17 protein-coding genes are annotated in these 23,862 nt (G+C 49.4%); 5 read left to right on the top strand and 12 right to left on the bottom strand.

Annotated elements, in window-relative coordinates:
* Positions 1 to 92 precede the first annotated feature (92 nt).
* Positions 93 to 2,048, bottom strand: coding sequence for an acetate--CoA ligase (gene acs, locus L579_RS09920; RefSeq protein ID WP_021184115.1), 1,956 nt, complete (start codon positions 2,046 to 2,048; stop codon positions 93 to 95).
* Positions 2,049 to 2,609: 561 nt separating this feature from the next.
* Between acs and gltP the strand changes: the two genes are divergently transcribed.
* Positions 2,610 to 3,911, top strand: coding sequence for a glutamate/aspartate:proton symporter GltP (gene gltP, locus L579_RS09925; protein ID WP_021184117.1), 1,302 nt, complete (start codon positions 2,610 to 2,612; stop codon positions 3,909 to 3,911).
* 145 nt (positions 3,912 to 4,056) lie between these two features.
* Entirely contained in the window at positions 4,057 to 4,968 is a 912-nt protein-coding gene (gene murQ / locus L579_RS09930; protein ID WP_021184118.1) for an N-acetylmuramic acid 6-phosphate etherase, read from the top strand.
* A 35-nt stretch (positions 4,969 to 5,003) separates the two neighbouring features.
* On the opposite strand, the gene L579_RS09935 is transcribed toward murQ, so the two are convergent.
* The 10 genes from L579_RS09935 to L579_RS09980 form a co-directional block, all read right to left on the bottom strand.
* Positions 5,004 to 6,584, bottom strand: coding sequence for a hypothetical protein (locus L579_RS09935; protein ID WP_021184119.1), 1,581 nt, complete (start codon positions 6,582 to 6,584; stop codon positions 5,004 to 5,006).
* A 47-nt stretch (positions 6,585 to 6,631) separates the two neighbouring features.
* The gene (locus L579_RS09940) at positions 6,632 to 8,317 is read right to left on the bottom strand and encodes a hypothetical protein (RefSeq protein ID WP_021184120.1); all 1,686 of its coding nucleotides are present in this window, start codon (positions 8,315 to 8,317) and stop codon (positions 6,632 to 6,634) included.
* 13 nt (positions 8,318 to 8,330) lie between these two features.
* Entirely contained in the window at positions 8,331 to 8,867 is a 537-nt protein-coding gene (locus tag L579_RS09945) for a serine acetyltransferase (RefSeq protein WP_021184121.1), read from the bottom strand.
* A 105-nt stretch (positions 8,868 to 8,972) separates the two neighbouring features.
* Positions 8,973 to 9,788, bottom strand: a complete 816-nt coding sequence (locus tag L579_RS09950) for a glycosyltransferase (RefSeq protein ID WP_036626299.1) — start codon at positions 9,786 to 9,788, stop codon at positions 8,973 to 8,975.
* Between the two features lie 29 nt (positions 9,789 to 9,817).
* Positions 9,818 to 10,855: a glycosyltransferase family 4 protein gene (locus L579_RS09955; RefSeq protein WP_021184122.1), complete on the bottom strand. Its 1,038-nt coding sequence runs from the start codon at positions 10,853 to 10,855 to the stop codon at positions 9,818 to 9,820.
* A gap of 29 nt (positions 10,856 to 10,884) precedes the next feature.
* On the bottom strand, positions 10,885 to 12,141 hold the full coding sequence (locus L579_RS09960; RefSeq protein ID WP_152521883.1) for an EpsG family protein: 1,257 nt from the start codon (positions 12,139 to 12,141) through the stop codon (positions 10,885 to 10,887).
* Positions 12,138 to 13,016: a glycosyltransferase gene (locus L579_RS09965; RefSeq protein WP_021184124.1), complete on the bottom strand. Its 879-nt coding sequence runs from the start codon at positions 13,014 to 13,016 to the stop codon at positions 12,138 to 12,140. The genes L579_RS09960 and L579_RS09965 overlap by 4 nt, the downstream gene beginning before the upstream one ends.
* A 91-nt stretch (positions 13,017 to 13,107) precedes the next feature.
* Complete coding sequence (locus L579_RS09970; RefSeq protein WP_021184125.1) at positions 13,108 to 15,261, bottom strand: polysaccharide biosynthesis tyrosine autokinase; 2,154 nt, start codon at positions 15,259 to 15,261, stop codon at positions 13,108 to 13,110.
* Between the two features lie 240 nt (positions 15,262 to 15,501).
* Complete coding sequence (locus L579_RS09975; RefSeq protein WP_021184126.1) at positions 15,502 to 16,245, bottom strand: hypothetical protein; 744 nt, start codon at positions 16,243 to 16,245, stop codon at positions 15,502 to 15,504.
* 45 nt (positions 16,246 to 16,290) lie between these two features.
* The gene (locus tag L579_RS09980) at positions 16,291 to 18,495 is read right to left on the bottom strand and encodes a polysaccharide biosynthesis tyrosine autokinase (protein ID WP_021184127.1); all 2,205 of its coding nucleotides are present in this window, start codon (positions 18,493 to 18,495) and stop codon (positions 16,291 to 16,293) included.
* 1,017 nt (positions 18,496 to 19,512) lie between these two features.
* Between L579_RS09980 and L579_RS23785 the strand changes: the two genes are divergently transcribed.
* Positions 19,513 to 19,713 (top strand): hypothetical protein, encoded by a 201-nt coding sequence (locus L579_RS23785; RefSeq protein ID WP_152521884.1) that lies wholly within the window; start codon positions 19,513 to 19,515, stop codon positions 19,711 to 19,713.
* A gap of 91 nt (positions 19,714 to 19,804) precedes the next feature.
* Positions 19,805 to 21,337, top strand: a complete 1,533-nt coding sequence (locus tag L579_RS09985; protein ID WP_021184129.1) for a methyl-accepting chemotaxis protein — start codon at positions 19,805 to 19,807, stop codon at positions 21,335 to 21,337.
* Here the strand turns inward: L579_RS09985 and L579_RS09990 are convergent.
* Positions 21,334 to 22,293 (bottom strand): AraC family transcriptional regulator, encoded by a 960-nt coding sequence (locus L579_RS09990; RefSeq protein WP_021184130.1) that lies wholly within the window; start codon positions 22,291 to 22,293, stop codon positions 21,334 to 21,336. The genes L579_RS09985 and L579_RS09990 overlap by 4 nt on opposite strands.
* Positions 22,294 to 22,396: 103 nt before the next feature.
* Here L579_RS09990 and L579_RS09995 point away from each other — a divergent pair, with 103 nt between their 5' ends.
* Positions 22,397 to 23,584: an MFS transporter gene (locus tag L579_RS09995; RefSeq protein ID WP_021184131.1), complete on the top strand. Its 1,188-nt coding sequence runs from the start codon at positions 22,397 to 22,399 to the stop codon at positions 23,582 to 23,584.
* Positions 23,585 to 23,862: the final 278 nt, after the last annotated feature.

A 23,862-nucleotide genomic window follows, 5' to 3' on the forward strand; every position in this document is an offset into this window, starting at 1 on the left:
CCGGGTTATATTCGTAGCGGCGCGATTTATCGCGCTTTTAATCAGTACAGTGCGCGATAAATTGCGCCGCTACGTATTTATCAGATGACTATTTACGGCATTTTTATCGACTGTTTCTCTTCCAGTAATTTTTCTACCACGCCTGGATCGGCCAGCGTCGAAGTATCGCCCAGATTACTGGTATCACCGGTGGCAATCTTACGCAGGATACGGCGCATGATTTTGCCGGAGCGGGTTTTCGGCAGCGAGTCGGTCCAGTGCAGCACGTCCGGGGTGGCAATCGGGCCAATCTCTTTACGCACCCAGTTACGTACTTCGGTGTAGAGCTCTGGCGACGGCTCCTCGCCGTGATTCAGCGTAATGTAAGCATAGATCGCCTGACCTTTAATGCTGTGTGGAATCCCCACCACCGCCGCTTCAGCAATCTTCGGATGTGACACCAGCGCTGATTCAATTTCTGCGGTGCCGAGGCGGTGACCGGAGACGTTCAGCACGTCATCAACACGCCCGGTGATCCAGTAGTAACCATCTTCATCCCGGCGTGCGCCGTCACCGCTGAAGTAACGGTGCTTGAAGGTGGAGAAGTAGGTCTGCTCGAAACGTTCATGATCGCCAAACAAGGTACGTGCCTGGCCCGGCCATGAATCAACAATTACCAGGTTGCCTTCCGTCGCGCCTTCCAGGGTATTACCTTCGTTATCGACCAGCGCCGGTTGCACACCGAAGAACGGTTTAGTGGCGGAACCTGCTTTCAACTCGATAGCGCCCGGCAGTGGGGTGATCATGAAACCACCGGTTTCGGTCTGCCACCAGGTATCGACAATCGGGCAGCGGCCATCACCAATCTTGTTGTAGTACCACTCCCAGGCTTCCGGGTTAATCGGCTCACCCACCGAACCCATAATGCGCAGGCTGCTGCGGTTAGTCCCTTCAATCGCCTTGTCGCCTTCGGCCATCAGCGCGCGAATCGCGGTGGGGGCGGTGTAGAGCAGGGTCACTTTGTGTTTATCGACCACTTCCGCCATGCGGCTCGGCTTCGGCCAGTTCGGCACACCTTCAAACATCAGCGTGGTAGCACCACACGCCAGTGGACCATAAATCAGATAGCTGTGTCCGGTAACCCAGCCGACATCGGCGGTGCACCAGTAAACGTCTTCCGGATGATAATCAAAAACATACTTAAAGGTGGTAGCGGCATACACCAGGTAGCCCCCGGTGGTATGCAGCACACCTTTTGGCTTACCGGTAGAGCCGGAGGTATAGAGAATAAACAGCGGATCTTCGGCATTCATCGCTACCGCTTGATGCTGGTCGCTGGCACCTGCCATCAGGTCATGCCACCACAGGTCACGGCCTTCACGCCAGCCGGTATCTTTACCGGTGCGTTGGAATACCACCACGTTCTTCACGCTGGTGACATTCGGGTTATTCAGGGCATCATCCACGTTTTTCTTCAGCGCAATGCTGCGTCCGGCGCGAATGCCTTCATCGGAGGTAATCACCAATTTGGCGTTTGAATCGATGATGCGTCCGGCGACGGCCTCTGGTGAGAAACCGCCAAAAATCACCGAATGCACCGCTCCGATGCGCGCGCAGGCCAGCATGGCAATCGCGGCTTCCGGCACCATTGGCATATAGATGGCGACCACATCGCCTTTCTTCACACCCAGGCTGCTGAGCACGTTGGCAAAACGACACACCTCAGCGTGCAACTGACGGAAAGTCAGGGTCTTGCTTTCGTTGGCGTCATCACCTTCCCAGATGATGGCAGGATGGTCGCCACGGGTTTGCAGGTGACGATCAAGGCAGTTGGCCGCGAGGTTGAGCGTGCCATCTTCATACCAGCGAATGGCGATATTACCCGGCGCAAAGGAGGTGTTCTTCACTTTGCTATAGGGAGTAATCCAGTCGAGAATTTTGCCTTGCTCGCCCCAAAAGGTTTCGGGATCGTCAACCGACTGTTGGTACATCGCTGCATATTGCTCTGCATTAATCAGGGCGTTCTCGGCAATCGCAGCTGGAACGGGATGCTTGTGAATTTGGCTCATGGCTGACCTCCTTGAAGATGTTAATCATATGTCAATCAATGGTTAATTGAAGCCCGGCCCTGCGGCTTTGTTTCGGTTTTGCAGACTGGATCACGGCCTAAGCCTGTGGGTATTCGTTTGGCAAATATCATGGAATCATCAGGCGCAGCAGGTGCTAACTCTGAGAAATTTCTGAACAAAATATCAGCAAACGCGCCCGACTGCTTTTTACGCGATTTTGCATAGCTATGCGGAAAATTATCGAATTAAAACTTTTCATAACAGCGGGTTATGGTTTTCTCCCCGGATCAGCATTTTATGCTACAGCGCAGGATAAGAATTAAGCGAACCCGCCAGGGGTTGCATTTACCGTAGTGAAAATGGTACTTATCTCGCCCCTGGCAAGCCAGTATCCACTCAGGCTGCATCACAGGACGCGTGCAAAATGTGCGCAAGGTAGTATCGGATGCAGTCCATAATAACCCTCTATTTTATCGGGCTTTTGCTCACTTCCCTGTGTGTTTCGTCTTCTGCTCCTTCGCAGCAGAGCAAAGGGGTTTTAACTGAGGAAAGTAACGCGTTATGAAAGGTTTTAAACTCAGCCTCGCCTGGCAGATATTGATTGCGCTGATTCTGGGCGTCGTGGTCGGTACGGTGTTGCATAATCAACCGGACGATCGTGAATGGTTAATCACCAATATTCTCAGCCCGGCGGGCGACATCTTCATTCATCTGATTAAGATGATTGTGGTGCCGATTGTGGTTTCGTCATTGATTGTCGGCATTGCTGGCGTGGGCGATGCGAAAAAACTCGGACGTATTGGCGTCAAAACCATTGTCTATTTTGAAGTGATCACCACCATTGCCATTGTGGTCGGCATCACGCTGGCCAACGTATTCCAACCCGGCAGCGGCATTGATATGTCAACGCTGGCAACGGTGGACATCTCTAAATACGAAGCCACAACGCAGGCGGTGCAGGGTGCACCGCACAGCCTGGTCACCACCATTTTGTCACTGATCCCGCAGAACATTTTTGCCTCGCTGGTGAAGGGTGACATGCTGCCGATTATCTTCTTCTCGGTGCTGTTTGGTCTGGGGCTGTCGTCTCTGCCTGCGGAACATCGCGATCCGCTGGTGGGGCTGTTCCGTTCGGTGTCTGAAACCATGTTTAAAGTGACGCATATGATCATGCGTTACGCACCGGTCGGCGTATTTGCGTTGATTGCCGTCACCATTGCTAACTTCGGCTTCGCCTCACTGTGGCCGCTCGCTAAGCTGGTGTTGCTGGTGTATGTGGCGATTTTGTTTTTCGCCTTTGTGGTGCTGGGGGCGGTGGCGCGCTTCTGCAAACTGCGTATCACCACCCTGATGCGCATTCTGAAAGATGAACTGATTCTGGCTTACTCCACCTCCAGCTCAGAAACCGTGTTGCCACGCATCATGCAGAAGATGGAAGCCTATGGCGCGCCGAAGGCTATCACCAGCTTTGTGGTGCCAACCGGTTATTCGTTCAACCTTGACGGCTCAACGCTGTACCAGAGCATTGCGGCGATCTTCATTGCTCAGTTGTATGGCATTGACCTGTCGCTGACCGATGAAATCATCCTGGTGCTGACGTTGATGGTGACCTCGAAAGGGATTGCAGGCGTCCCGGGTGTCTCTTTCGTGGTGCTGCTGGCAACGCTGGGGAGTGTCGGGATTCCGTTGGAAGGTCTGGCGTTTATTGCCGGTGTTGACCGTATTATGGATATGGCGCGTACCGCGTTGAACGTGATCGGTAACGCGCTGGCGGTACTGGTGATCGCCCGTTGGGAAAACCAGTTCGACACCGAACAAGCCGCCGCTTACGAGCTTAAGTTACGTACGCAAAACGCTGCGTAACCTGCCTCTCATAAACCCGCCATCTGGCGGGTTTTTTTATTCCTGCGCCGGGCAAAACGGAAAAATTTCCCTTTCCACCAGGTGAATTAACAATTCAGTTTGATATATAGTTTCAAGAATAAATTATTCTCTTAGCGGAACCTGTATGAAAATCGATCTCAGCCAGATGATTACTGAGGGGCGTAACCCGGCCAGCCAACAGATTGATGAGCTGTCGACGGAAGCGATGCTGCGCGTTATCAATGACGAAGATAAGAAAGTGGCGCTGGCGGTAGAAGCGATTGTGCCGCAGATTGCCGAGGTGGTGGATGCCATCACCGCCGCCTTCAGTCAGGGTGGTCGTCTCATCTATTGCGGAGCGGGTACCTCAGGTCGTCTCGGGATCCTCGATGCCAGTGAATGCCCACCTACCTTTGGCACCCCGCGCAGCCAGGTGGTAGGGCTGATCGCCGGAGGTCACACCGCAATTTTGCAGGCGGTGGAAAATGCCGAGGATAATTATGAGCAAGGTGCGCAGGATCTGCGTGATATCCAGTTCAGCAGCAAAGATGTGTTGGTAGGCATCGCCGCCAGCGGTCGCACGCCTTACGTGCTGGGTGCCCTCGATTACGCCAAACAGGTGGGAGCCTTTAGCGCCGCCTTAACCTGCAACCCGAACAGCGCGATGGCGCAGGTGGCCGATGTGGCGCTGACCCCAGTGGTGGGGCCGGAAGTGGTCACCGGTTCTTCGCGTATGAAAGCGGGCACAGCGCAAAAGCTGGTACTGAATATGTTGACCACCGGCGCGATGATCCGTAGCGGCAAGGTGTACGGCAACCTGATGGTGGATGTCGAAGCGACTAACCAGAAGCTGGTACAGCGGCAGATTAATATCGTTAAACAGGCAACCGAATGCGATGACGCAACTGCGCAGCAGGCGCTGGCGGCCTGTCAGGGACACTGCAAAACTGCGATTGTGATGGTACTCGCCGGGTTGCCGGCGGCAGAAGCACAAGCGCTGCTCAGCCACAACAATGGCTTTATTCGCCAGGCATTGCGCGAGGTGCCGTTGCGTTAATGGAAGGGGGCCAGCGTTACTATGCTGGCACCCGATCATTGCAACGTGGTGTGGATATCGACCCAGCTGTCAGCCGGAATGTCGGTGTAGTCACCGAGGGCGGCGGTTATGGTGTCCTCAGAACCGTTCAGGGTGTATTTCAGCGCCCTGACACCAATCACAATCGTGTTGTAAGAATCAGACTCGATAGTCGCCGCCAGGTTCTGGATGCCTGCTCCGCCTGCAATCACCGGATTACTGATTTTCCATAAAGATTTTTTCGTGACGATTGATGTGCCGATGATCTTATATTTTCCCGTCGCTTCTTTTGTCGCGGTCAACTTGCCGGACTGCGCGTAACCTCGATTAACCGCGCTAAAGTCATCGTTCTGTTTAAACGCATCCTGCACCGGTGATCGGGTCGCGGCGGCTATGGAGTCAGAGATGCGGATCACTGCCCCGGATGTTTTCACCACACGGCCATCATTAAGGGGGATGTAGGTATTTGAGGTTAAAGAATTTTCTTCCTCAACATACACAATACCTTCAGGCTCTCTGTTCAGCGGTCCATCGCCCGCTTGATGAAGAACGACTTTCTCTTCCCCTGAATTTCCTGCCTCGGCATAGCGAAGTGGAATGAAGGTCGCACCTTCGTTACGGGCGGCAATTTTGGCGTAGACCGTTAACGTATTGTCCGACTTGTTGTAGACGTAGCCAAATTGCGTCAGGTTTGCGGTGTCGTGTCGGTAGTCCGAGGGATCGCGTAAGTTAGTGATACGCAAGACATGCTTCACCGTCGCGGCATTGAGCGATGAGACAAAAATATCATTGCATTGAATCAGATAGGTATAGATTGACTCTGCCAGGGTTCCCCCGGAGATAAAAAATCCGGTGAAGTTCGGGCCTGAATTTCTTACACCGGTTTTCAGGGTGAATAACGTTACCCAACTGGGTTGGCTGAGCCAGGTTGTGGACTGCACATTTCCCTTCCTCAACGGCGCGATTAAATCCTTATCCGTTAAGGCACGCGGAGCAACCACGCCCGATCCCGCATAGGGAGTGCCGTAGTCGGTATATTGCCCCGGTCCGGCAATATACATGTCAGCTGAACCGTCGGCTTTGGGCAGAAAGATTAACGAGGAATGCAGCGTGTCATCTTCGGCACCGGAGAAGGGTAAGCGCAATATGCTGCCATTCCAGCCAGCGATACCTTGTCCATAGGGTTCACTGAACGGGATGGCCACTCTGGCCGCCGTGGGTTTTCCCTCTTTCGTGGCATACGTCTGGAGACGCCCACGTTCATCAATAATTAACGCCCCCCGGTTATCTGGCCCGCCAAACGTTAAGCCAGCGATCCCTTTAGGGTCCGACACGCCTTGTACGATATCAAACTGCCCGCGTTGCCTGACCCGGTCAAACACCGACGTTGTTCCACTGCCCGCCACTTGCTTGCCTTCGCCGGTAAAGAAACCGCCAACCAGTTCGAATCCATTCTCTTTGCCAATCTCAGTACGTAATGTGTCTGGCGCTGCCGTCGCGGGTAAGGGAGGGGGATTTATCCTGACATCACTGGAGTTGGATGCAGAACTGCGGTTTGAGAACAACGCCAGTAATGTCGAAGGCACAATCCAGTTCAAAAGACGTCTTCTTGATAGAGTCATGATGTCTCACCGTCTGTTTATTATTACAACGCCGTCGGGTGCTGCTGCCAGCCAATGTTGTTGCCAGCGTTTCCCCATATATCCAGGCCGGTATTGGTTGTCCCGGTTTTAAGGGCGGGTGAATCGCTGGCGAGTTGCAGGATATTTTTTGCTTCTTTCATACCCGCCGGCGGCACGAGGGGGAGGGTAAAGCGGAATTTAGGATCGACATATCGCAGCTCGCTGGTGGAAACACCCGCCAGGGCGGCGGGAGCGGCGGATGACCAGGCTTCAGAGTAAAAGATGCAGTTTTTGAAGGCGTATTTGGTCAGCAACGTGCCAAATTCGGACACTTCCGCAGGGCTGATCAGATTGGAATTGTCACGGTGTTTCCAGTAAAAAATACAATTCTCCAGCGTCATGGCAAGGGCGGCTGGATTGTCCTCTTTGCGTGGGTTGCAGAAAAGAACATGGTCATTGGCCTGAGAAACGGTGTCAATAAACAGGCAATTTCGCACGACATTGTTATAGCAATACCAAAAACAACAGGCTTTCTTCCAGTAAATATCCTCGCTGCGTTGTGTTCGCGCGACGCCATCGTTATAGGAAACAATGTATTCAATCACGTTATTCACACAACCCAGGCCCAGGGTATGGTAGAGCGTATAGATGTCATCATTGAGCGGCTTATAACCGTTAGCATGATACCAACTGTTGGAGAAGGGACCCTGAACGAACATAAACGGTTTGGCATTATTGGTCAGATAACCCCAACGTAACAGGCAATGATTGCAGTGATAATCCAAATCTAACGCATAGCGATCGGGCGCGGCTGGTCCGGACCCATGCACCTCAAAATTCTGCCCGGTGGCGTAAGCGCACATGGTCATCCACAGCGGGACATCCGCACGGGCGGTGGTCCATGCATGGGGATCTTTTATCGGGTTATACACATTGGTACGGTAGGACGAGTAATAAATATTATCCCAGCCAGATTCCCATTCATCTCCACGAACATCACGGTTTTTATTTTTACTGGCCGCACCAGACAATAAGACACCGTAATTAACAATGTTGGTGAAAGAAACATCAAGAATACGTACCCCATAGCTTTTTCTTTGATCACCATAATAGGTATCAGGCTCTGAAAGATGGGGGTTGCCACGAATGAATATGCCGCAATTAATGTTATCGCCATAGATATCATGAATAAAAACTTTGTGGGCGATGTTTGTTTTGTCTTTAACGGTCAGGTGGATACATGCCACTTCTTTGGCGGGAGCGGAACCTGCTATCGCGGCCGGATCACCAATAAAGTTAATATGGTGAATTTCCAGATTGCAAATCCCATTGGCATCCCCTCTGAGCGTACCATACAAATAGCCACCGGTATGTTGTTCACCAGGGGGAGAGGAAAGCTGTAACGAGTTGATATTAAAGTTCTGGAAAAGGGTATCAGTGTGACGTGTGGCAGCGTCTTTAGGATACCAAATCGGGTAAGCACCCTCACCATAGGATGTCAGAACACTCTGCGTGCCAGAACGATTTAAGAAAAAAGCCATTACATTCTGGCTGATATAGGACCAGTAGAAATGTGTGCCACGTTTAATTGATACGGTGACAGGATGGCTAACTCCGGATGAAATTACCTCATCCATCGTGCGATAAGGTTTTTCCAGGCTCCCGTTACCCGGAACCGTCGCTGAAGGATCAACATAGATAAACTTCATTCTGGGATACCTTTCAGGCTACACGCACCGCGTCTGATTGAAACTTACGAGTTTTAATAAAAGGTTTCTGTGCGACCACGTAGTGGTCATCAGCAATATTGGTCATGACAATGGCCCCTGCGCCGATCATGACATTGTGGCCAATTTCAATATCATCACCGAGGATGCAGGAGTTAACGCCCATAGAAACATTATCACCAATGATAAAATGTTTAGGGTACGGCAACCTATTCCCTCCGACGGTGCAGCATTGTCGAATATTGAAGTTTTTTCCAATCACGCAACCGCTGTTAATGATGACGGAGTAAGCATGCCAGATAACAAATCCATGACCGATCCTGGTCCGATAGGAGATCTCCACGCCAAACATAAACTCGTTAAAGAACTTATGCAGAATAACAAAAGCCAGCGTGATGGGATAAAACACCCGCACCCGTTTAGCATGTAAAGAAGCCAGGCGGTACAGCAGTACAACCAGCTTGGATTTGATGCCAGGATTCATTTTAATTTCAGATAATGTCAGTTTGAGGCTACGAATGATGTTCGTCATGATTCACCTTACGCCGGATAGTCATTAATCCTGTTCACAGCGATATCCTGTAAGAACAAAATTTTATTATTTAAAAATAAGTATGATGGGATGAAAAGTAAAAAATTAAATTTTGGCTCTGTCTACACGATACAGAAGCTCAAGAAATTTTTCTGGTGCGACGCGGGTAGATACCCTAACAAGAAAAGCCGCAAGGTTGTTAACTACCGAAGCCGTTTTCAATTTGCGTTTCAAATTAAAAAGAGAGACTTCACTTTTGATGTAGTTCAAACCCCTGCGTTTCTTTAACATGCCAGAGCCTGCCCGCACGTTCAACAGAATATCTGTTAAATTATGTGTTGTGTAATTTTCTGCGATTATTCTTAACCACAGATTGTAATCCTCCATAAATAGATGATGTTGATAACCTCCAACGTGATCTACTACGGATTTTCTAAACACGACACTCATATGATTAAACGGATTTTTGAACCGTGAGAAATGTTTAATGTCAGCATGCAGTTCAGGTAAGCGTTTAAGTCGATGTTGACCTTCTTCATCAAATTCAATCACTGCGGAACCCAACAAGGCCACATCATTGTTTTCGGACATAAACGTCATTTGGCGCTGGAAACGGTGCGGCAGGCATATATCGTCGGTATCCATTCGGGCAATATATTCATATGAGCAATGTTTCATCCCTTCAGCCAGTGCTAATCCCAGGCCAATATTTGTTTCCAGTTGCACCCGGTGGATGGGGAGTTTATCTTCCCAACGTGAAACCACCTTTTCCAGTAAGGGTCCAACAGGTCCATCCATAACCAGAATTATTTCGGTTGGCTGAAGAGTTTGCTGTTCCAGACTACGAAAACAACTATCCAGGTTTTCAGCACTTTCTTTGTAATATAGGGACATCAACACGGAAAAATGTTGTTGTAACATAAGTCACCTTTTGCTGTGTGTAGAATAATTTAGATTTTTTGGTAAAGTTCGCTGTAGCTAAGTGCCATTTTTTTGGCTGAGTAATTTTTTAAATAATTATTTTTGGCGTTATCCGCCAGACTGGCTTTTTCATCGGACAGGTAGTACTCGTTGAGGCAGCAGATCAAACCATGCGTGGTTTTGTTAAATAAATATCCGCTTTTTTGTTCAAAGGCGTTATGTACCTCTTGATGAGGTTCGATATCTGAACAGATAAAGGTCTTTCCTGAAGCCATCGCCTCAATCAGTGCTAATGGCAGCCCTTCGGCATGAGACGCTGAGATAAAACAATCAAAATCTTTATACACCGCATGCGGCTGGTCGGTACTGCCATGAAAAATGATTTTCTCATTGTTGAATTTTTGGCGCAGAAACGTTTCATCGCTACCTTCTCCAATAATATGCAGCTTTGCCATTTTTCCCTGGCACCAGCCACTGAAGGCTTCAAGAATTTGCTGAACATTCTTTCTTTTGTTTAGTACACCTAGATAAAAATAGTGGACCTCATTGTCATGATTCTGATGTTGTGGTGGGCGCGGCTGCTCAACCCCATTGGGAATGGCGGTGACGTTATGCATCGCATGGTAATTGACGCAATGTTTCATCACCGCATAAGAACAGGCGACTTTATGAAAGTGGCGAATCATATAACGCCCGACCAGGCCTTCGAGCATGCCTTTAACGAATCCCTTGGTCTGGACAAAATCCACTTCGAAATAGTTATGTATCGTGGTGACTTGTGGTACAGAGGGGAACGATAAATAGTTAAATATATCCGAGACGGTACAGTGGCTATGAATAACCGAAAAGCCACCTTTACGGATAAATCTCAGTATCTGTACTATGGCGGTACGTTTGAAGACGGTGATTTTAGCCCGCGTGGCGAATTCCTCTTCCCTTTCACCGCCATTCAGCGCCAGAACTTCAATATCATAAAACGCAGGCAGGTTTTTGATGATGTTAAGGCATACGTTAACCGGTCCCGCATTTTTCAAACTTGGGACAATAAAAAGGATTTTATTTTTCATTTTTTGGGTCTTTTAATAGGGTAGTAAGGTTATCTGTGTTTTATCCAGTAGCCGTCATAATCAATATCATTGAGATATTTCTCAAAGTCCTGTTCACTGTAATTAAGAAGGAAAACCGGGCTGGTCCAGGCATATGACCAGAGTCCTCCCATCGTTAACGTTCTGCGTTGGGTATAAATATTGATAATCAGCAAGCTAAGTAACGCAAATACGACAAGATAGTTTCTGAGTAGCAGGCGAAATTTTGCCGAGTCAACTCCGGTTGAGAACAAATAAACATAACAAATGCGGATCGCCAGCAAGTATTGTGCAATGTTGAGATAACGCCCCATTGCGGTATATGAGACAGACATGATGAAACAGCAGGGAATGAAGAGGTTTAAAAACCGATCAAAACCTTTCACCTCTCCTTTGCTGAAAAGATAGAAAACGAAAGAAGCCAATCCGAGTGAACGGGTAATAATGGCGACCATAATGGTGTTGCTGTCATTGGGCGTTGCGCTAAAGCTACCATCAACATAACCCCCCATAGCATAGTCACCAATGCCCATAAACCCGATGCTGGGCAGAATTGAACGCAGTGCCACAGAACTCAGCAGCCAGAAGAAGATGCTTAACGGTAAGACAAATTTCTTTTCAACTTTAAAGAACAGGCTTGCCACGAAGACAAGAGAGACAAACACCATCGAAAAGTGCATCAGCAATGCAAGCAGCACAAATACACCGCAGCGCAGTTTGCTTCTGCTGAAGTAACAGGTAACGGCATAAATCATAAACACCAGTGCCGTACCGTAGCGGATACCCAGCACGAGGTTCAAAATATTCAGCGCCGAAAAAACCGTAAAATAGGTGAGGGCCAATCTGGTTGATGAAACCTCTCTGTTTTCTCTTCCCGAACTGTCTATCAATGTCACATTACGGAATGCAGCGAGTAACAAGTAACACATCACGCCACCGTAAAATGCCGGGATAAAAAAGAACGGAATATTCAGCAGCTGGAAAATCCAGCCATTAACATAAAGCAGGATATCGGTATGGGCACTGGCAATATCAGAAAAATGCGTACCTGGACCATAAGCATGGATTTCCAGATAGCGCCTGTAGAGATCCCCTAATGGCGGTATCTTGATCAGCAGAAAGAAATAGAACATCGACATCACCAGAAAGGGCAGTCGGTTCATCCCTTTTTTATCCAGAGATAAAAAGGAAAGTATCAACCCACCTATTGGAATGGTCATGCTCATTGCTAAGCTCAGCGGCATTAGCTTATTCATTCTCATCATCATAAGCGGACCTTTAGTGATTGTTTCTGAATGCTAATAAGCTTTCTGATTTTATGTCTGGCAAGGATCAGAAAATTATCAATGCTGGGGTGGTAGAAGAATTCTCTGAGATTAATTTCATCCTTTCTGTTCAGCTTGTCCTGAAAATAGAGCGAGTTCAGGTGCTGACGGCTCAGAGAAGGTTTATGTGTCGTAATAAATTTTTGATAACCCTGCCATGCCTTGCTGCCAGTGGTAATACGTGGGCGATCATCTTCAATATTAACGACATAGCTGGCGTCATCAATTCTGTAACATGAACCATACTGCATGATCATGCGATACCAGAGGTCATAATCTTGCCAGGCAGGAAAGTTGATATCAAAGCCACCAATGTTTTTCATCATGCGGGTTTCGATGAATACCTGGTTACCCACCCAATTTTTAAATCCCATCATATTTAGTGTGATGTCACCGACATAACTCTTCCATTTTTTCTCAATGTGACGATTTTTGAAGATCATGTTGGCGCAAAGAAATGATTTATTCAGTCTCTGGCTGGCAGTGACAAAATTCGCGATTCTGCTATGCAGAAAATAGTCGTCATCATCCAGGCCAGTAATAAATTCACCTTTGGCGATGGCAATGCAACGATTACGCGCATAACAGGCTCCCATCGGGACATCATTTCTAAGATAGATAATGCGGCCATCCCGTTTTTTCATCTCCGCAATCACCATTTGGGTATTATCAGACGAACCATCATCACAAATAATAATTTCCAGGTTCGTATAGGTCTGGTTTTGAACCGATGCTATGGCACGTTTAACCAGTGACGAGCGATTGTGGGTTGGAATATAAATCGTCACTAAAGGTTGTGCTGCGTACTTAGCATTCATAATGCTGATCTCCTGGGGAATATAATGGACATTCCACTTCGTGTGAAATGTTAAAGTTAATTAAGTGCGTAGCTACGCGTGAATAATTATTTTATCCTTGCCTGGCGGACTCATAAGTATATTGGATATTGCTGTAACGGTAATATCCATAGGAACGAAGTTTGGTCCCATTCAGAATACATCCATTAATATGAATACCGTTGCGTTCAAAACGACGCTGACTGATTTCAACTTCCTTGAGGGTATTTTTTTCGCAGCGTACTACCAGCATGGTCGTTCCGGCGTAGGCACCAATAATCTCCGCGTCCGTAACGGCCAGCACCGGGGGCGTGTCTACCACCACTAAATCGTAATTTTTCTCAGCCCAGCGCATCAGATCACCAAACCGTCGGCTCATCAGGAGTTCGGTAAAACCCTGGTCAAGGGTGCCACGACCAATAAAGTGCAGATCATCGCTGATGGTTATTGGCTGGATTGATTCAATGGGGTACTTCGCCGCCAGAATATTTGATAATCCTGCTTTTGCCTTAACATTGAAAATATGATGCGCGGTACCTCTTCTTAAATCGGCATCAATCAGCAGCACTTTCTTCCCTGTTTGCGCCATCACCGCACTGAAATTGGTGCTGATGAAGGTTTTCCCCACACTGGCGCTGGCGCCTGAAATCATCAGAATGTTGTTACGTGCTTCCAGCATGGAAAAATGTATATTGGTTCTCAAACTACGCAACGCTTCAATCGCCAGATCCGTGGGGTTTTCCCGCAGAAGAAAGGCTTTTGCCATTTTGTAGATGTTCTTCTTATTACTTTTTTCCAGCCAGGGTGAAAACGGAATGCTGGAATAAACGGTCATTCCCTGTTCTTCTAATTCCTCTGATGTTTCCACCGCTTTATCCAGTACAAATCGGATAAAAATCACATTTATCGACACTAAAAGGCCAAGCAACAAGCCTTGAATAATGATGAGGTATTTATTCGGTGAAACCGGTTCAGGATCATCAAGCGGATGGTCAAGCACGCGCGCATTACCTATCGCACTGGATACGGCGATGTTCAGTTCCTGTTGTCTGCTCAGCAAGTGCATATAAAGTGCTTGTCCGGAATCAACATCACGGGTCAGGCGTAATATTTCCTGCTGCACGGCGGGCATCGCCGCTATCTTCTCTTTCAACCCATCTCTTGCTGCCAGCAGCGTCTGGCGTTTATCCAGCAGCGTTTTATACATCGGATGATCTTTGGTATAGAGCTGTGAGATGTCAGCTTCGTTGATGGTCAACTCATTGAGTTGATTATCAATATCTACCGACTGGTCAAGCACCGATTGCGCTTCCAGCGGCAGATCGACGGTGCCGTTTTTTTCTCTGGCAGCATTCAGCTTATCTTCATTACGGTCTAACTCACTGCGCACTTCGGGGAGCTGCTGGTTCAAATACACCAGGCTGCGACTATCCTGCGCAACCTGCTCGCTAATATTCTGGTGAAGATAATGTGAGGCGATATTATCCAGCACCCGCATGGTTTCGTGTTGATCTTCTCCGGTCAATGTCAGTCTGATCATGCTGCTATTGATATCCGGGTCCTGCGCGCTCAGCTGATGTTGAAGCTTGTTGATTGCGTTCAGTCTGGAGAGATAAGTCGCAGTGAATTGCGTCCCCGGCAGCGCGTTGATGCTGGCAACCAGGATTTGCATGCCTGCGTGCGCAAAAACTTTGCCGGTTTCAGCCACAAAGGAGGCATTGCCCCAGTTAATCTGATAATGGCGGCTATCCAGCACCGTTAATGTCACCTGCTCGCTGTTGTCGTCAGTGGTGCCGGGTAAAAAAAGTTGGCTGACGTCAATTTCACCCGAAGATTTTCCTGTCAACGTTGCCAACGCTGAACCAATAATCGGCATGTGCTTCGGCTCAACCACCACCTGCAAATTAAGGTCGTCCACCGTTGCACCGAGGATATGGCGTGATTGCAGTAATTTCACATCGATAGCTGACACCGGTTTGCCATCAGGCAGCGGCGTACTGTTCTGATTAGCCAGAATAGCGTTGGCGCGTTGCGGCTCTAACTGAATCAGTGCATTGGCCTGATAGATGACGGGCGTCAACAACGTATAGACCCACGCCATCAGCATAAAACTGACGGTGATAACCAGTATCAAATAGCGGGAGTCGAGCAGTTCCGCGAAGAGTCGACTGGTATCGACCCCCTCTTCGTCATCCATTAGCATGTTTACAACCGGTTTCATGGCCATGGTTTTTATCCTGTTATCTTTGTACAGAAGTTACAGGCATAGCCCGCGCCAGATGATCGACGGAGAGAGACGACACTCAGATTGAATGTGTATGCGCTGCTGTAAAGTAGTCATATAAAATAAATCCAAAAAAATAAAAAATGGGCTATTGGTTTTACGTTCTTGATACAAGGATTTTAAAAATTAAAAATGTCCCGGAAAATTTTCTGTCGTAAGTGTTATTGTTTTCTTTCATCCATATCAATAGCGAAAACGACTCATTTTTACCGATAAGAAACTATCGCGCAGTTTGTCCAGCGCGCGCCATTTACTGGTTATCCCTTGCGACTGCACCAGGGCATAATTAAGTGAGTTAACAACCTGTATGGCAATATTGATTTTCTCCGTTTTCAACAAGTCGAGTCGACTAAAAAATCCCGTATCACAACCGTTTAATGCAAACTGGCTGTCGAATACGCCCATATTTCTTGCTGAAAATTTCTCGATTAATGAGCGATAGATCACCAGACCTAACCCCAATGATTTAACCGTGCTCTCGGTGTTGATGTTGAAACCGTCGGCGGCTTTACACACCGCTTCATTAATAATTGGATAATAAACCCGGCCATCGACACGCCCACGAATACTCGGGATTTGTAAGTCCACCCCTTGCTTATGGTAGCGATCCAGACGTTTTATATATTCTTTGTTCAGAACACTGTCATCATCGCAAAAGATAAAGCGGTCATAGCTTGCATTTTTGCTGATAACATTGTTGCAGACTTCGCCCAATGGCAGATCACCAATTGACTCTTTAATGTCGATATTATTGACACAAAAGCCCAGGGTATGAATGAAGTCTTTATCAAATCGCAGCGGATTCGGTCCCCGATTGATGATCAGGAGATCGGTATCGGCACAAGATTTATTCATCATGCCATTAAGAACGCGTGAGTCTTTATAATTTTTACCGCTTAAAATTACAACGAAGATTGTTTTACGCATAGGAAAACCTTTAACCATTGAGTTTAGCGTTTAAAAACACCCTGATTACACAGTGGGCATTTTCATTGACTCAGTCTTGTTATCCTTTTTTTCATCTGCATAGGCGTAATTATATTGACTATATCCATAGACATAATAATTGCTTGCCTTATTGAGCACGCTATTAAGAATGCATCCTTTGATTTCCACCCCCACATGTTCGAAGCGTTTGATACTGACCTGCACTTCTTTGATGGTGTTGACCTCAAATCGCGCAACCAGCATGGACGTGCCTGCATAGCGTCCAATGATTGCGGCATCGGTGACTGCCAGAATCGGCGCAGTATCAACAATCACCAGATCATAATTATTCGATGCCCAGGTTAATAAAGCTTCAAATCTCTTATGCGAGAGCAATTCTGCCGGGTTCGGTGGAATGCTTCCGTGTGATATAAAATCGAAGCCAATTCCAGGGACTTTCTTATCTAAGTCAACCACGTTGACCTGACCAGAGATAATGTCTGACAACCCTTTATTCCCACGATGATTAAACAGCTTATGGGCATAGCCTTTACGCATATCGGCGTCAATAAATAACACCCTCTGACCTGACTGAGCGACCACCGCCGCTAAGTTGCTGGCAATAAATGTCTTACCGACGTTTTGCGTGGCGCCAGAGATCATTAACACGTTGTTTCTGGCTTGCAGCATCGCAAAGTAAAGGCTGGTGCGCAGACTGCGCAATGCCTCAATCGCCAGGTCAGCAGGGTTTTCAATTGCCAGGAATTTGCTCCCCACAACCGACTTTTTGCTACCGAAGCGTTTCACGCCTTGATTCTGCTTATTCAACCATTCGGACACCGGCACATTGGCATACACACTCACCCCGATGTGCTCCAGTTGCTCAGCTGATGCAATTGTCCGACGCAATAACATCTTCCCGGCAACCAGTATCAGCGAGAAAATAAATCCGGCGACCAGGGCCGTCACCACCATATTTGTTCTTTGCGGCAGAACAGGAGACGGCTGCGTCACCGCGGTGTCAATAATATGCACATTGCCGATGATGCTGGATCTCGCCACGCCCAGCTCTTGCTTACGGTTAAGTAGCTGCATGTAAATAGCACGTCCGGAGTCCACATCGCGGCTCAGACGTTCAACTTGCTGCTGGGTGGCCGGCATCGTGGAAATACGCTTGTTCAGATCGTCGCGCTCCTGTAATAACGTCTGGCGCTTGTCCAGCAACGTTTTATAGGTCGGGTGATCTTTGGTATATAACTGTGAAATTTCAGATTCACGAAACGTCAGTTCATTCAGCTGACTATCCACATTCACCACTTGATCAAGCACGGCTTTCGCCTCCAGAGACAAATCCACCGAGTCTACCTGGCGACGGTAAAGATTCATTTTGTCTTCTGCTGCATCGAGATCACTGCGTACCTGTGGTAATTGCTGATGCAGAAAATCGAGACTGTTAGTATCCTCAGCCCGTTGCCGGGCAACGTTCTGTTCTAAATAGTTCTCACTGATTACATTCAGGATCGATGCGGCTCTGACTTTGTCATCACTGCTCAATGTCAGCAGCAGGATCCCGGTTTTCTTGCCCTGATCCTCGACATCAAAGTTATCCAGCAGACTGGCAATAGCCGCCTGGCGTGAAATATATTTCACGGTGAATTTCGTCCCCGGTTGGGCATGCATGCTATCGACATTCAGTAACATGCCATCGCGGGTGATCGGGCTACCGACGTTGCCATAGAACTGGACATTGCCGTTCTCGACAAGGAAACGCTCGTTATCCACAACGGTTAAGGTAATGCGCGGCGGGGTTTCATCTGTACGTGGCAGATACAACTGACTGATGCTGAGTTTTCCCGGCACCTCTCCCGTCAACCTTGCCCATCCACGGCCAAACAGCGGAAAATATTGCTGGCTAATGACAGCCTGTAAGTTCAAATCATTAACGGTCTTGCCGAGGATCATGCGCGATTGCAGCAATGCGATCTCGGGCGCGGAGACGGGCTCGGTATCCGGCAGCATTGGGCTGATGTTATTCAGCAACGCATTCCCCTGCTTTTGCTCAATCTGAATCATCGCATTCGCCTGATAAACCGGCGTGACGAACAGTGCATAAACAATCGCAAACAGGGTAACGGCACTGGTCACCGCGATAATCAATTTACGATGATCCAGCAGCCCACCGTAAATGCGCCCCAAATCGATCTCTTCTGATTTGGCGGTGACGATTTTATGTTTGATAGTGGTTGTCATGCCATGATTCCCGTGAAATCCACCAGTGGGCCTTGCAGCCCAACAATTACCGGCCTGAGCAATAAATTGATAAACAGCATCAAAAGCTCCGCGATAGCAGTACATCATTACTGCCAGTACGGTATGGATATTTTCAATTTCGTCTTATCTGCCAGTGGTACGTCCCTGTTGGAGAACCATGCTGTTGTTGCAGTGGTTAAATAAATAAATTTTAATTGCTCGCTTTTTCTCTATTTATTAATGGCCCTGAATGACGCTAAGCGAACAGAATATTATTTAATAATAATCCCTTAATATCCATCATGTTACATAAAAATGGCCTATGGTGTGTGTCTGTAGCCATAAATCGCTAACTTAACGTAAAAATGTGATGCGTCGTTATTATTTTTTTGATGAATGTAAATCTTAATTTGGTCTTTAAGCAGTTAAAAAACAGCTGCTGCCCGGGTGAGTTTCTTACAAGAAAACATCTTTGTCATGCTTAGTAATATCTTCCAATTGGGGGCAAAGGAATATAGCTAATTTCCTAAAATGCGCGTGGCTTAGATTGAATGACAATCTCATCTAAGATTTTGGCTATTCATTTTAGATTGGCATATTATTTCTGCTAAAGAATAAAAATATTACCAGGCGATATAGTTAAATTAATAAGCTGCCGTTTTTATTGAGATGATTTTTTTCCTGCGTGCGTGGTCTTAGGATTTTAGCCATTTGGTCGGAAGGCATTAAAAGCACTTTCCCACGGCAGTATTGCACTCCGCACGGCGGTTTCGTTTGTTGGGAGTTCAGTAATTATCTTATAGAAATTGTGATGCAGAGGTGTTAGGCCGTGTTTTAACAGGAACTTAAAGCCAGGGGTGGCAGAGGCCAGGTAACATGACCAGCTATAACCAGTGATCTGAACCTGAATGATTAACCTGACGACTGAGTCTGTTTATCGGGTTCAGGGTTATTCGCTATTCCTGACTGGACCGGAAAATAATGTTTTTTGCCGGGAGCAGAAAAACATAAAGGGGAGTGGCACTGGAACTACGCGATTTATCGTCCGTCTTTCTGGCGAGGGTGGCTGTCGATATCAGCGCGTGGCCAGAAGGGGAAGCTGATTTTTATGGTAAAACATTGATTTTATTTACTCTAAATGAAATTTTATTGATTTATCCCTCTGCTAAAGCGCACCGCAGCGTTTCTCCCCCGTGGGGTCTGGCTTTAAAATTATAAAGCCACGCTAAAGTAAGGACCATTGCCTGCCGAAAATATAAAAAAGCGTTATCAATACTTCACCCTCTGCGGGCCTTGCAAGGACTGACTCATGCGTAACAACCAGCCCATCACTCAGCGCGAATACGTCTTCGACGATCATGCCACATTGATGTCCACCACCGATCTCAACAGCTATATCACCTACGCCAACGACGCTTTTATTGAAGTCAGCGGGTTTAGCCCGGAAGAGGTCAATGGTCAGCCACATAATATGGTGCGCCACCCGGATATGCCGCCGGAAGCCTTTGCGGATATGTGGGCAACGTTAAAGCAGGGAGAACCCTGGACTGCGCTGGTGAAAAACCGCCGCAAAAATGGCGATCATTATTGGGTGCGTGCCAATGCCATTCCGGTGGTGCGTGAGGGGCAGGTTCAGGGTTATATGTCGGTACGTACCAAACCGACATCCGAGGAGATCCGCCAGACAGAAGCGCTGTATCGTGATTTCCGCGAAGGGCGTGCCAAAGGGCGGCGCTTCCATAAGGGTTTGATTGTGAGCCGGTTCAGTACGGTGCTGAAAACCCTGCCACTGCGTTGGCGGATTCGTTCCACCCTCGCGGCGTTGTTGCCGCTATCGGCGTTGAGTGTCTGGCTACTCGGGATGGCCCCGCTGGCCATCGGTTGTTTTACCGGCGGCATGGCAGTGTTGCTGCTGCTGGCTTGTTTGTGGCTGGAACAACAGATTTCCCGCCCGATAGAACGCATGTGCCGTCAGGCATTGAGCGTGGCGACCGGTGCCAGTCATAAAGTGGAGCAGATGGATCGGGTAGATGAAATCGGCGTCACGTTGCGTGCCATCGGCCAATTGGGGTTGATGTTCCGCTGGTTAGTGGATGATGTCAGCGGTCAGGCGATTAATGTACTGAGCGCCAGCGACGCCATTGCGCGCAGTAACGATGAATTGAGCCGTCGCACCGAACAGGCTGCGGCTAACGTGCAGCAAACTGCCGCCACCATGAACGAGATGACTGCGACGGTAAAAAGTAATACCGAGACTGCCAGCGAGGTGAATAACCTCTCCGTCAACACCAGCCAGTCGGCGGTGAAGGGCGGCCAGGTGGTTCAGGAGATGGTGGGGATGATGGCTGAAATAGCGGACAGTTCGAAGCGTATCGCCAATATCACCAGCGTGATTGATAGCATTGCCTTCCAGACCAACATCCTCGCCCTGAACGCCGCAGTGGAAGCGGCCCGTGCCGGTGAACAGGGGAAAGGGTTTGCCGTGGTAGCCGGTGAGGTGCGTAATCTGGCACAGCGTAGTGCCACCGCAGCCAGTGAGATTAAAAATCTGGTGGAAACCAGCGCCAGCCGCGTGCAGTCGGGAAGTGCGCACGCTGATGCTGCCGGGCGCACCATGCAGGACATCGTCGAACAGGTGCAGCACGTTACCACGCTTATCGCGCAAATCAGTGCCGCCACCGCAGAGCAATCCACCGCGCTGAGTGAAGTGAGCGGGGCGGTAGAAGATCTTGACGATATTACCCATCAGAACGCAGCGCGGGTGCAGGAGGGGGCGGAAGCCTCGGGCCGTATGGCACGTCAGGCGAACCGCCTGGTGGAAGCGATTAGCGTGTTCCGTTAGACATCGGGCAGCATCTCCCGTCGGGCGCGCAAAGCGCCTGGCGGTTGTCCGACAATCCGTTTAAATGCCCGGCTGAAGGCCGCCAGCGAACCGTAACCCAGATGAAAGGCGACGCTTTCCATCGCCTCGCCCTCGTTGACGATGCGCTGCACCGCCAGCCGCATACGCAGTTCGGTGAGGTAGCGCAGGGGCGTCATTCCGGTCGCCGACTGAAAGCGTGCAGCAAACACCGAGCGTGAACTGCCGGATTCACGCGCCAGTCGTTCGACAGTCCAGTTTTCCCCCGGCGCACGATGCATGGCGGCCATCGCCAGGCTGAGACGTGGATCGCGCAACGCCTGCACCAGGCCGCTGCCCTTACCACAGCCATTCTCCACCCAACCACGCACAATCTGCGCCGCCACCACATCCGCCAGCCGGGACAAAATCCCGGCAAAACCCGCCTGGCGCTGGCGCGTTTCCCGCTCCATCGCGTCGAGAATGGGCTGGATTTCCGGGTATTGCGCCAACAGCGTGCTGACCAGCATCACATCCGGCATGGTGTGGACCAGTGGCTGCATGCCGCCCAACTCAAACGCCATGCAGGCACTGAACAGCACGACATCGGTGTTGTCCACGCACTCCCCTTCAGCGCCGTCAATGGCACACACGCTGGCGCAGATCGGTTTACTGTTAAAGGTACTGATCGGTTCGCACTCTACCTCTTCGCTGGAGATCAGCGCATGCGGTCGGCCATGTGGGATCAGCAAAGCGTCACCCGCCTGAAGGGGATAGATCGTCCCGGAGGCAGAACGGATCAACAGCGATCCACGCCCGACAAAATGCAGTTGCGCCCGACCCGGCGCGTCGTCATAACGCAGACCAAACGGGGCGTTAAGGGCGATACGTTGGTATTTGACGCCATACAGGCGCATGCCCATCAGCAGTTCGCTGGTCAGATCTTCATAGCGGCTCATACGATTCCAGACGAATTATCAAAAAACAAAGTTTTTGTATCATAGATCGTCTTGCTGTTGCTCACTATGCTCACATTTTAATTTTTTGTGATGGGGATCGCAGATGAGCCTGAATAGTGATGTCGTCGAACAGAGTTTGCCGGTAGAGAAACCGGCCTGGGGGGCGGTATTTGCCATGGCTTTCGGCGTATTCGGCCTGATTACCGCCGAATTTTTGCCGGTAAGCCTGCTCACGCCGATTGCCGATGCATTGCAGGTCAGCGAAGGGCAGGCCGGACAGACGGTGACGGTCACTGCGCTGGTGGCGCTGCTGACCAGCCTGGTGATCGGCAATATCACCCGCCGTCTCGATCGCCGGATGGTGATGCTGGCGTTTACCCTGCTGCTGATTGCCTCGGCGTTGCTGGTGGCGTTTGCTCAGGACCTTACCATGATCCTGCTGGCACGCGTGCTGTTGGGGATGGCGATTGGCGGCTTCTGGACGTTATCAACCGCCATCACCATGCGTCTGGTGCCAGGTGAGCAGGTGCCGCGTGCATTGTCGATTGTGTTTAGCGGAATTTCACTGGCGACCATTATCGCGGCCCCGTTGGGTAGCTACCTGGGTGGGCTGATTGGCTGGCGTAATATCTTCCTGCTGACCGGAGCGTTGGGGGTACTGGCGCTATTCTGGCAGTTCTTTACCCTGCCTGCTATGCCGCCGGAGAACAAGGCGCGTAGCGGTGGCGTGCTCGACCTGCTGCGTCGTAGCGTGATGCGCTGGGGCATGTTGGCGGTGATCATGATGTTTACCGGTCACTTCGCCTTCTTTACCTATCTGCGTCCGTTCCTCGAAAGCGCGGCCCAGCTCAACGTCAACCAACTGTCGCTGGTGTTGCTGGCGTTTGGCGTAGCAAACTTTTTTGGCACATCGCTGGCGGGTTATCTGGTGACGCGCAGCGTGTCGTTGACGTTGAGTGGCATGGCGCTGGTGATGAGTGTCACCGCGTTGGTGCTGGTGAGTTTTGGCGGCGTGTCCTGGCTGGTGGGGGCGGGTGTCGCGCTCTGGGGCCTGGCGTTTGGCTCGATGCCGACCGGCTGGTCCACCTGGATTTCACGCGCTGTGCCGGATGATGCCGAATCCGGGGGCGGATTACTGGTCGCCACCATCCAACTGGCGATTACCGTCGGTGCTGCCGCCGGTGGCTGGATGTTTGATTTACAGGGAGCTGGCGGCGTGTTCCTCTCCAGCGGTGTACTGATGCTGCTGGCGGCGATCACCATTTTCACCCGCGTGCGCCATCACGGTTAGGTAATGAAAACCACGCGATACATCGCGTCGCTACAAACTGCACCTGTCTGTAGCGGCACGATGTATCGCGCACGTTAACCTTCACCAATCACAGCGATAAATCCTGCCTTTTAACCAAAAGGCAGATTATTAACACTCTGCATAAAAGCTAATCATATCGTGCTTTTTACATTCAGTTTATTTGAATGATATCCGCAAATCTCTCCGCTTTTTGTTGATCAATTTCCCGCCTATTATATCTCTCAACAAGGCTATGATGCCTTACCTAATCAAACGTT

Origin of the sequence: Pantoea sp. AS-PWVM4 (assembly GCF_000468095.1) — a bacterium.
In the GTDB taxonomy this organism is placed as follows: domain Bacteria; phylum Pseudomonadota; class Gammaproteobacteria; order Enterobacterales; family Enterobacteriaceae; genus Pantoea; species Pantoea phytobeneficialis.

What these genes read in the sequence shown, in the direction of transcription:
- L579_RS09980 (WP_021184127.1), bottom strand. Translation starts at nt 18,495, where the DNA reads ATGACAACCACTATCAAACATAAAATCGTCACCGCCAAATCAGAAGAG.
- L579_RS09960 (WP_152521883.1), bottom strand. Translation starts at nt 12,141, where the DNA reads ATGATGATGAGAATGAATAAGCTAATGCCGCTGAGCTTAGCAATGAGC.
- L579_RS09990 (WP_021184130.1), bottom strand. Translation starts at nt 22,293, where the DNA reads ATGAGCCGCTATGAAGATCTGACCAGCGAACTGCTGATGGGCATGCGC.
- gltP (WP_021184117.1), top strand. Translation starts at nt 2,610, where the DNA reads ATGAAAGGTTTTAAACTCAGCCTCGCCTGGCAGATATTGATTGCGCTG.
- murQ (WP_021184118.1), top strand. Translation starts at nt 4,057, where the DNA reads ATGAAAATCGATCTCAGCCAGATGATTACTGAGGGGCGTAACCCGGCC.
- L579_RS09955 (WP_021184122.1), bottom strand. Translation starts at nt 10,855, where the DNA reads ATGAAAAATAAAATCCTTTTTATTGTCCCAAGTTTGAAAAATGCGGGA.
- acs (WP_021184115.1), bottom strand. Translation starts at nt 2,048, where the DNA reads ATGAGCCAAATTCACAAGCATCCCGTTCCAGCTGCGATTGCCGAGAAC.
- L579_RS09945 (WP_021184121.1), bottom strand. Translation starts at nt 8,867, where the DNA reads ATGACGAACATCATTCGTAGCCTCAAACTGACATTATCTGAAATTAAA.
- L579_RS09940 (WP_021184120.1), bottom strand. Translation starts at nt 8,317, where the DNA reads ATGAAGTTTATCTATGTTGATCCTTCAGCGACGGTTCCGGGTAACGGG.
- L579_RS09970 (WP_021184125.1), bottom strand. Translation starts at nt 15,261, where the DNA reads ATGGCCATGAAACCGGTTGTAAACATGCTAATGGATGACGAAGAGGGG.
- L579_RS09950 (WP_036626299.1), bottom strand. Translation starts at nt 9,788, where the DNA reads ATGTTACAACAACATTTTTCCGTGTTGATGTCCCTATATTACAAAGAA.
- L579_RS09975 (WP_021184126.1), bottom strand. Translation starts at nt 16,245, where the DNA reads ATGCGTAAAACAATCTTCGTTGTAATTTTAAGCGGTAAAAATTATAAA.
- L579_RS09995 (WP_021184131.1), top strand. Translation starts at nt 22,397, where the DNA reads ATGAGCCTGAATAGTGATGTCGTCGAACAGAGTTTGCCGGTAGAGAAA.
- L579_RS09965 (WP_021184124.1), bottom strand. Translation starts at nt 13,016, where the DNA reads ATGAATGCTAAGTACGCAGCACAACCTTTAGTGACGATTTATATTCCA.
- L579_RS09985 (WP_021184129.1), top strand. Translation starts at nt 19,805, where the DNA reads ATGCGTAACAACCAGCCCATCACTCAGCGCGAATACGTCTTCGACGAT.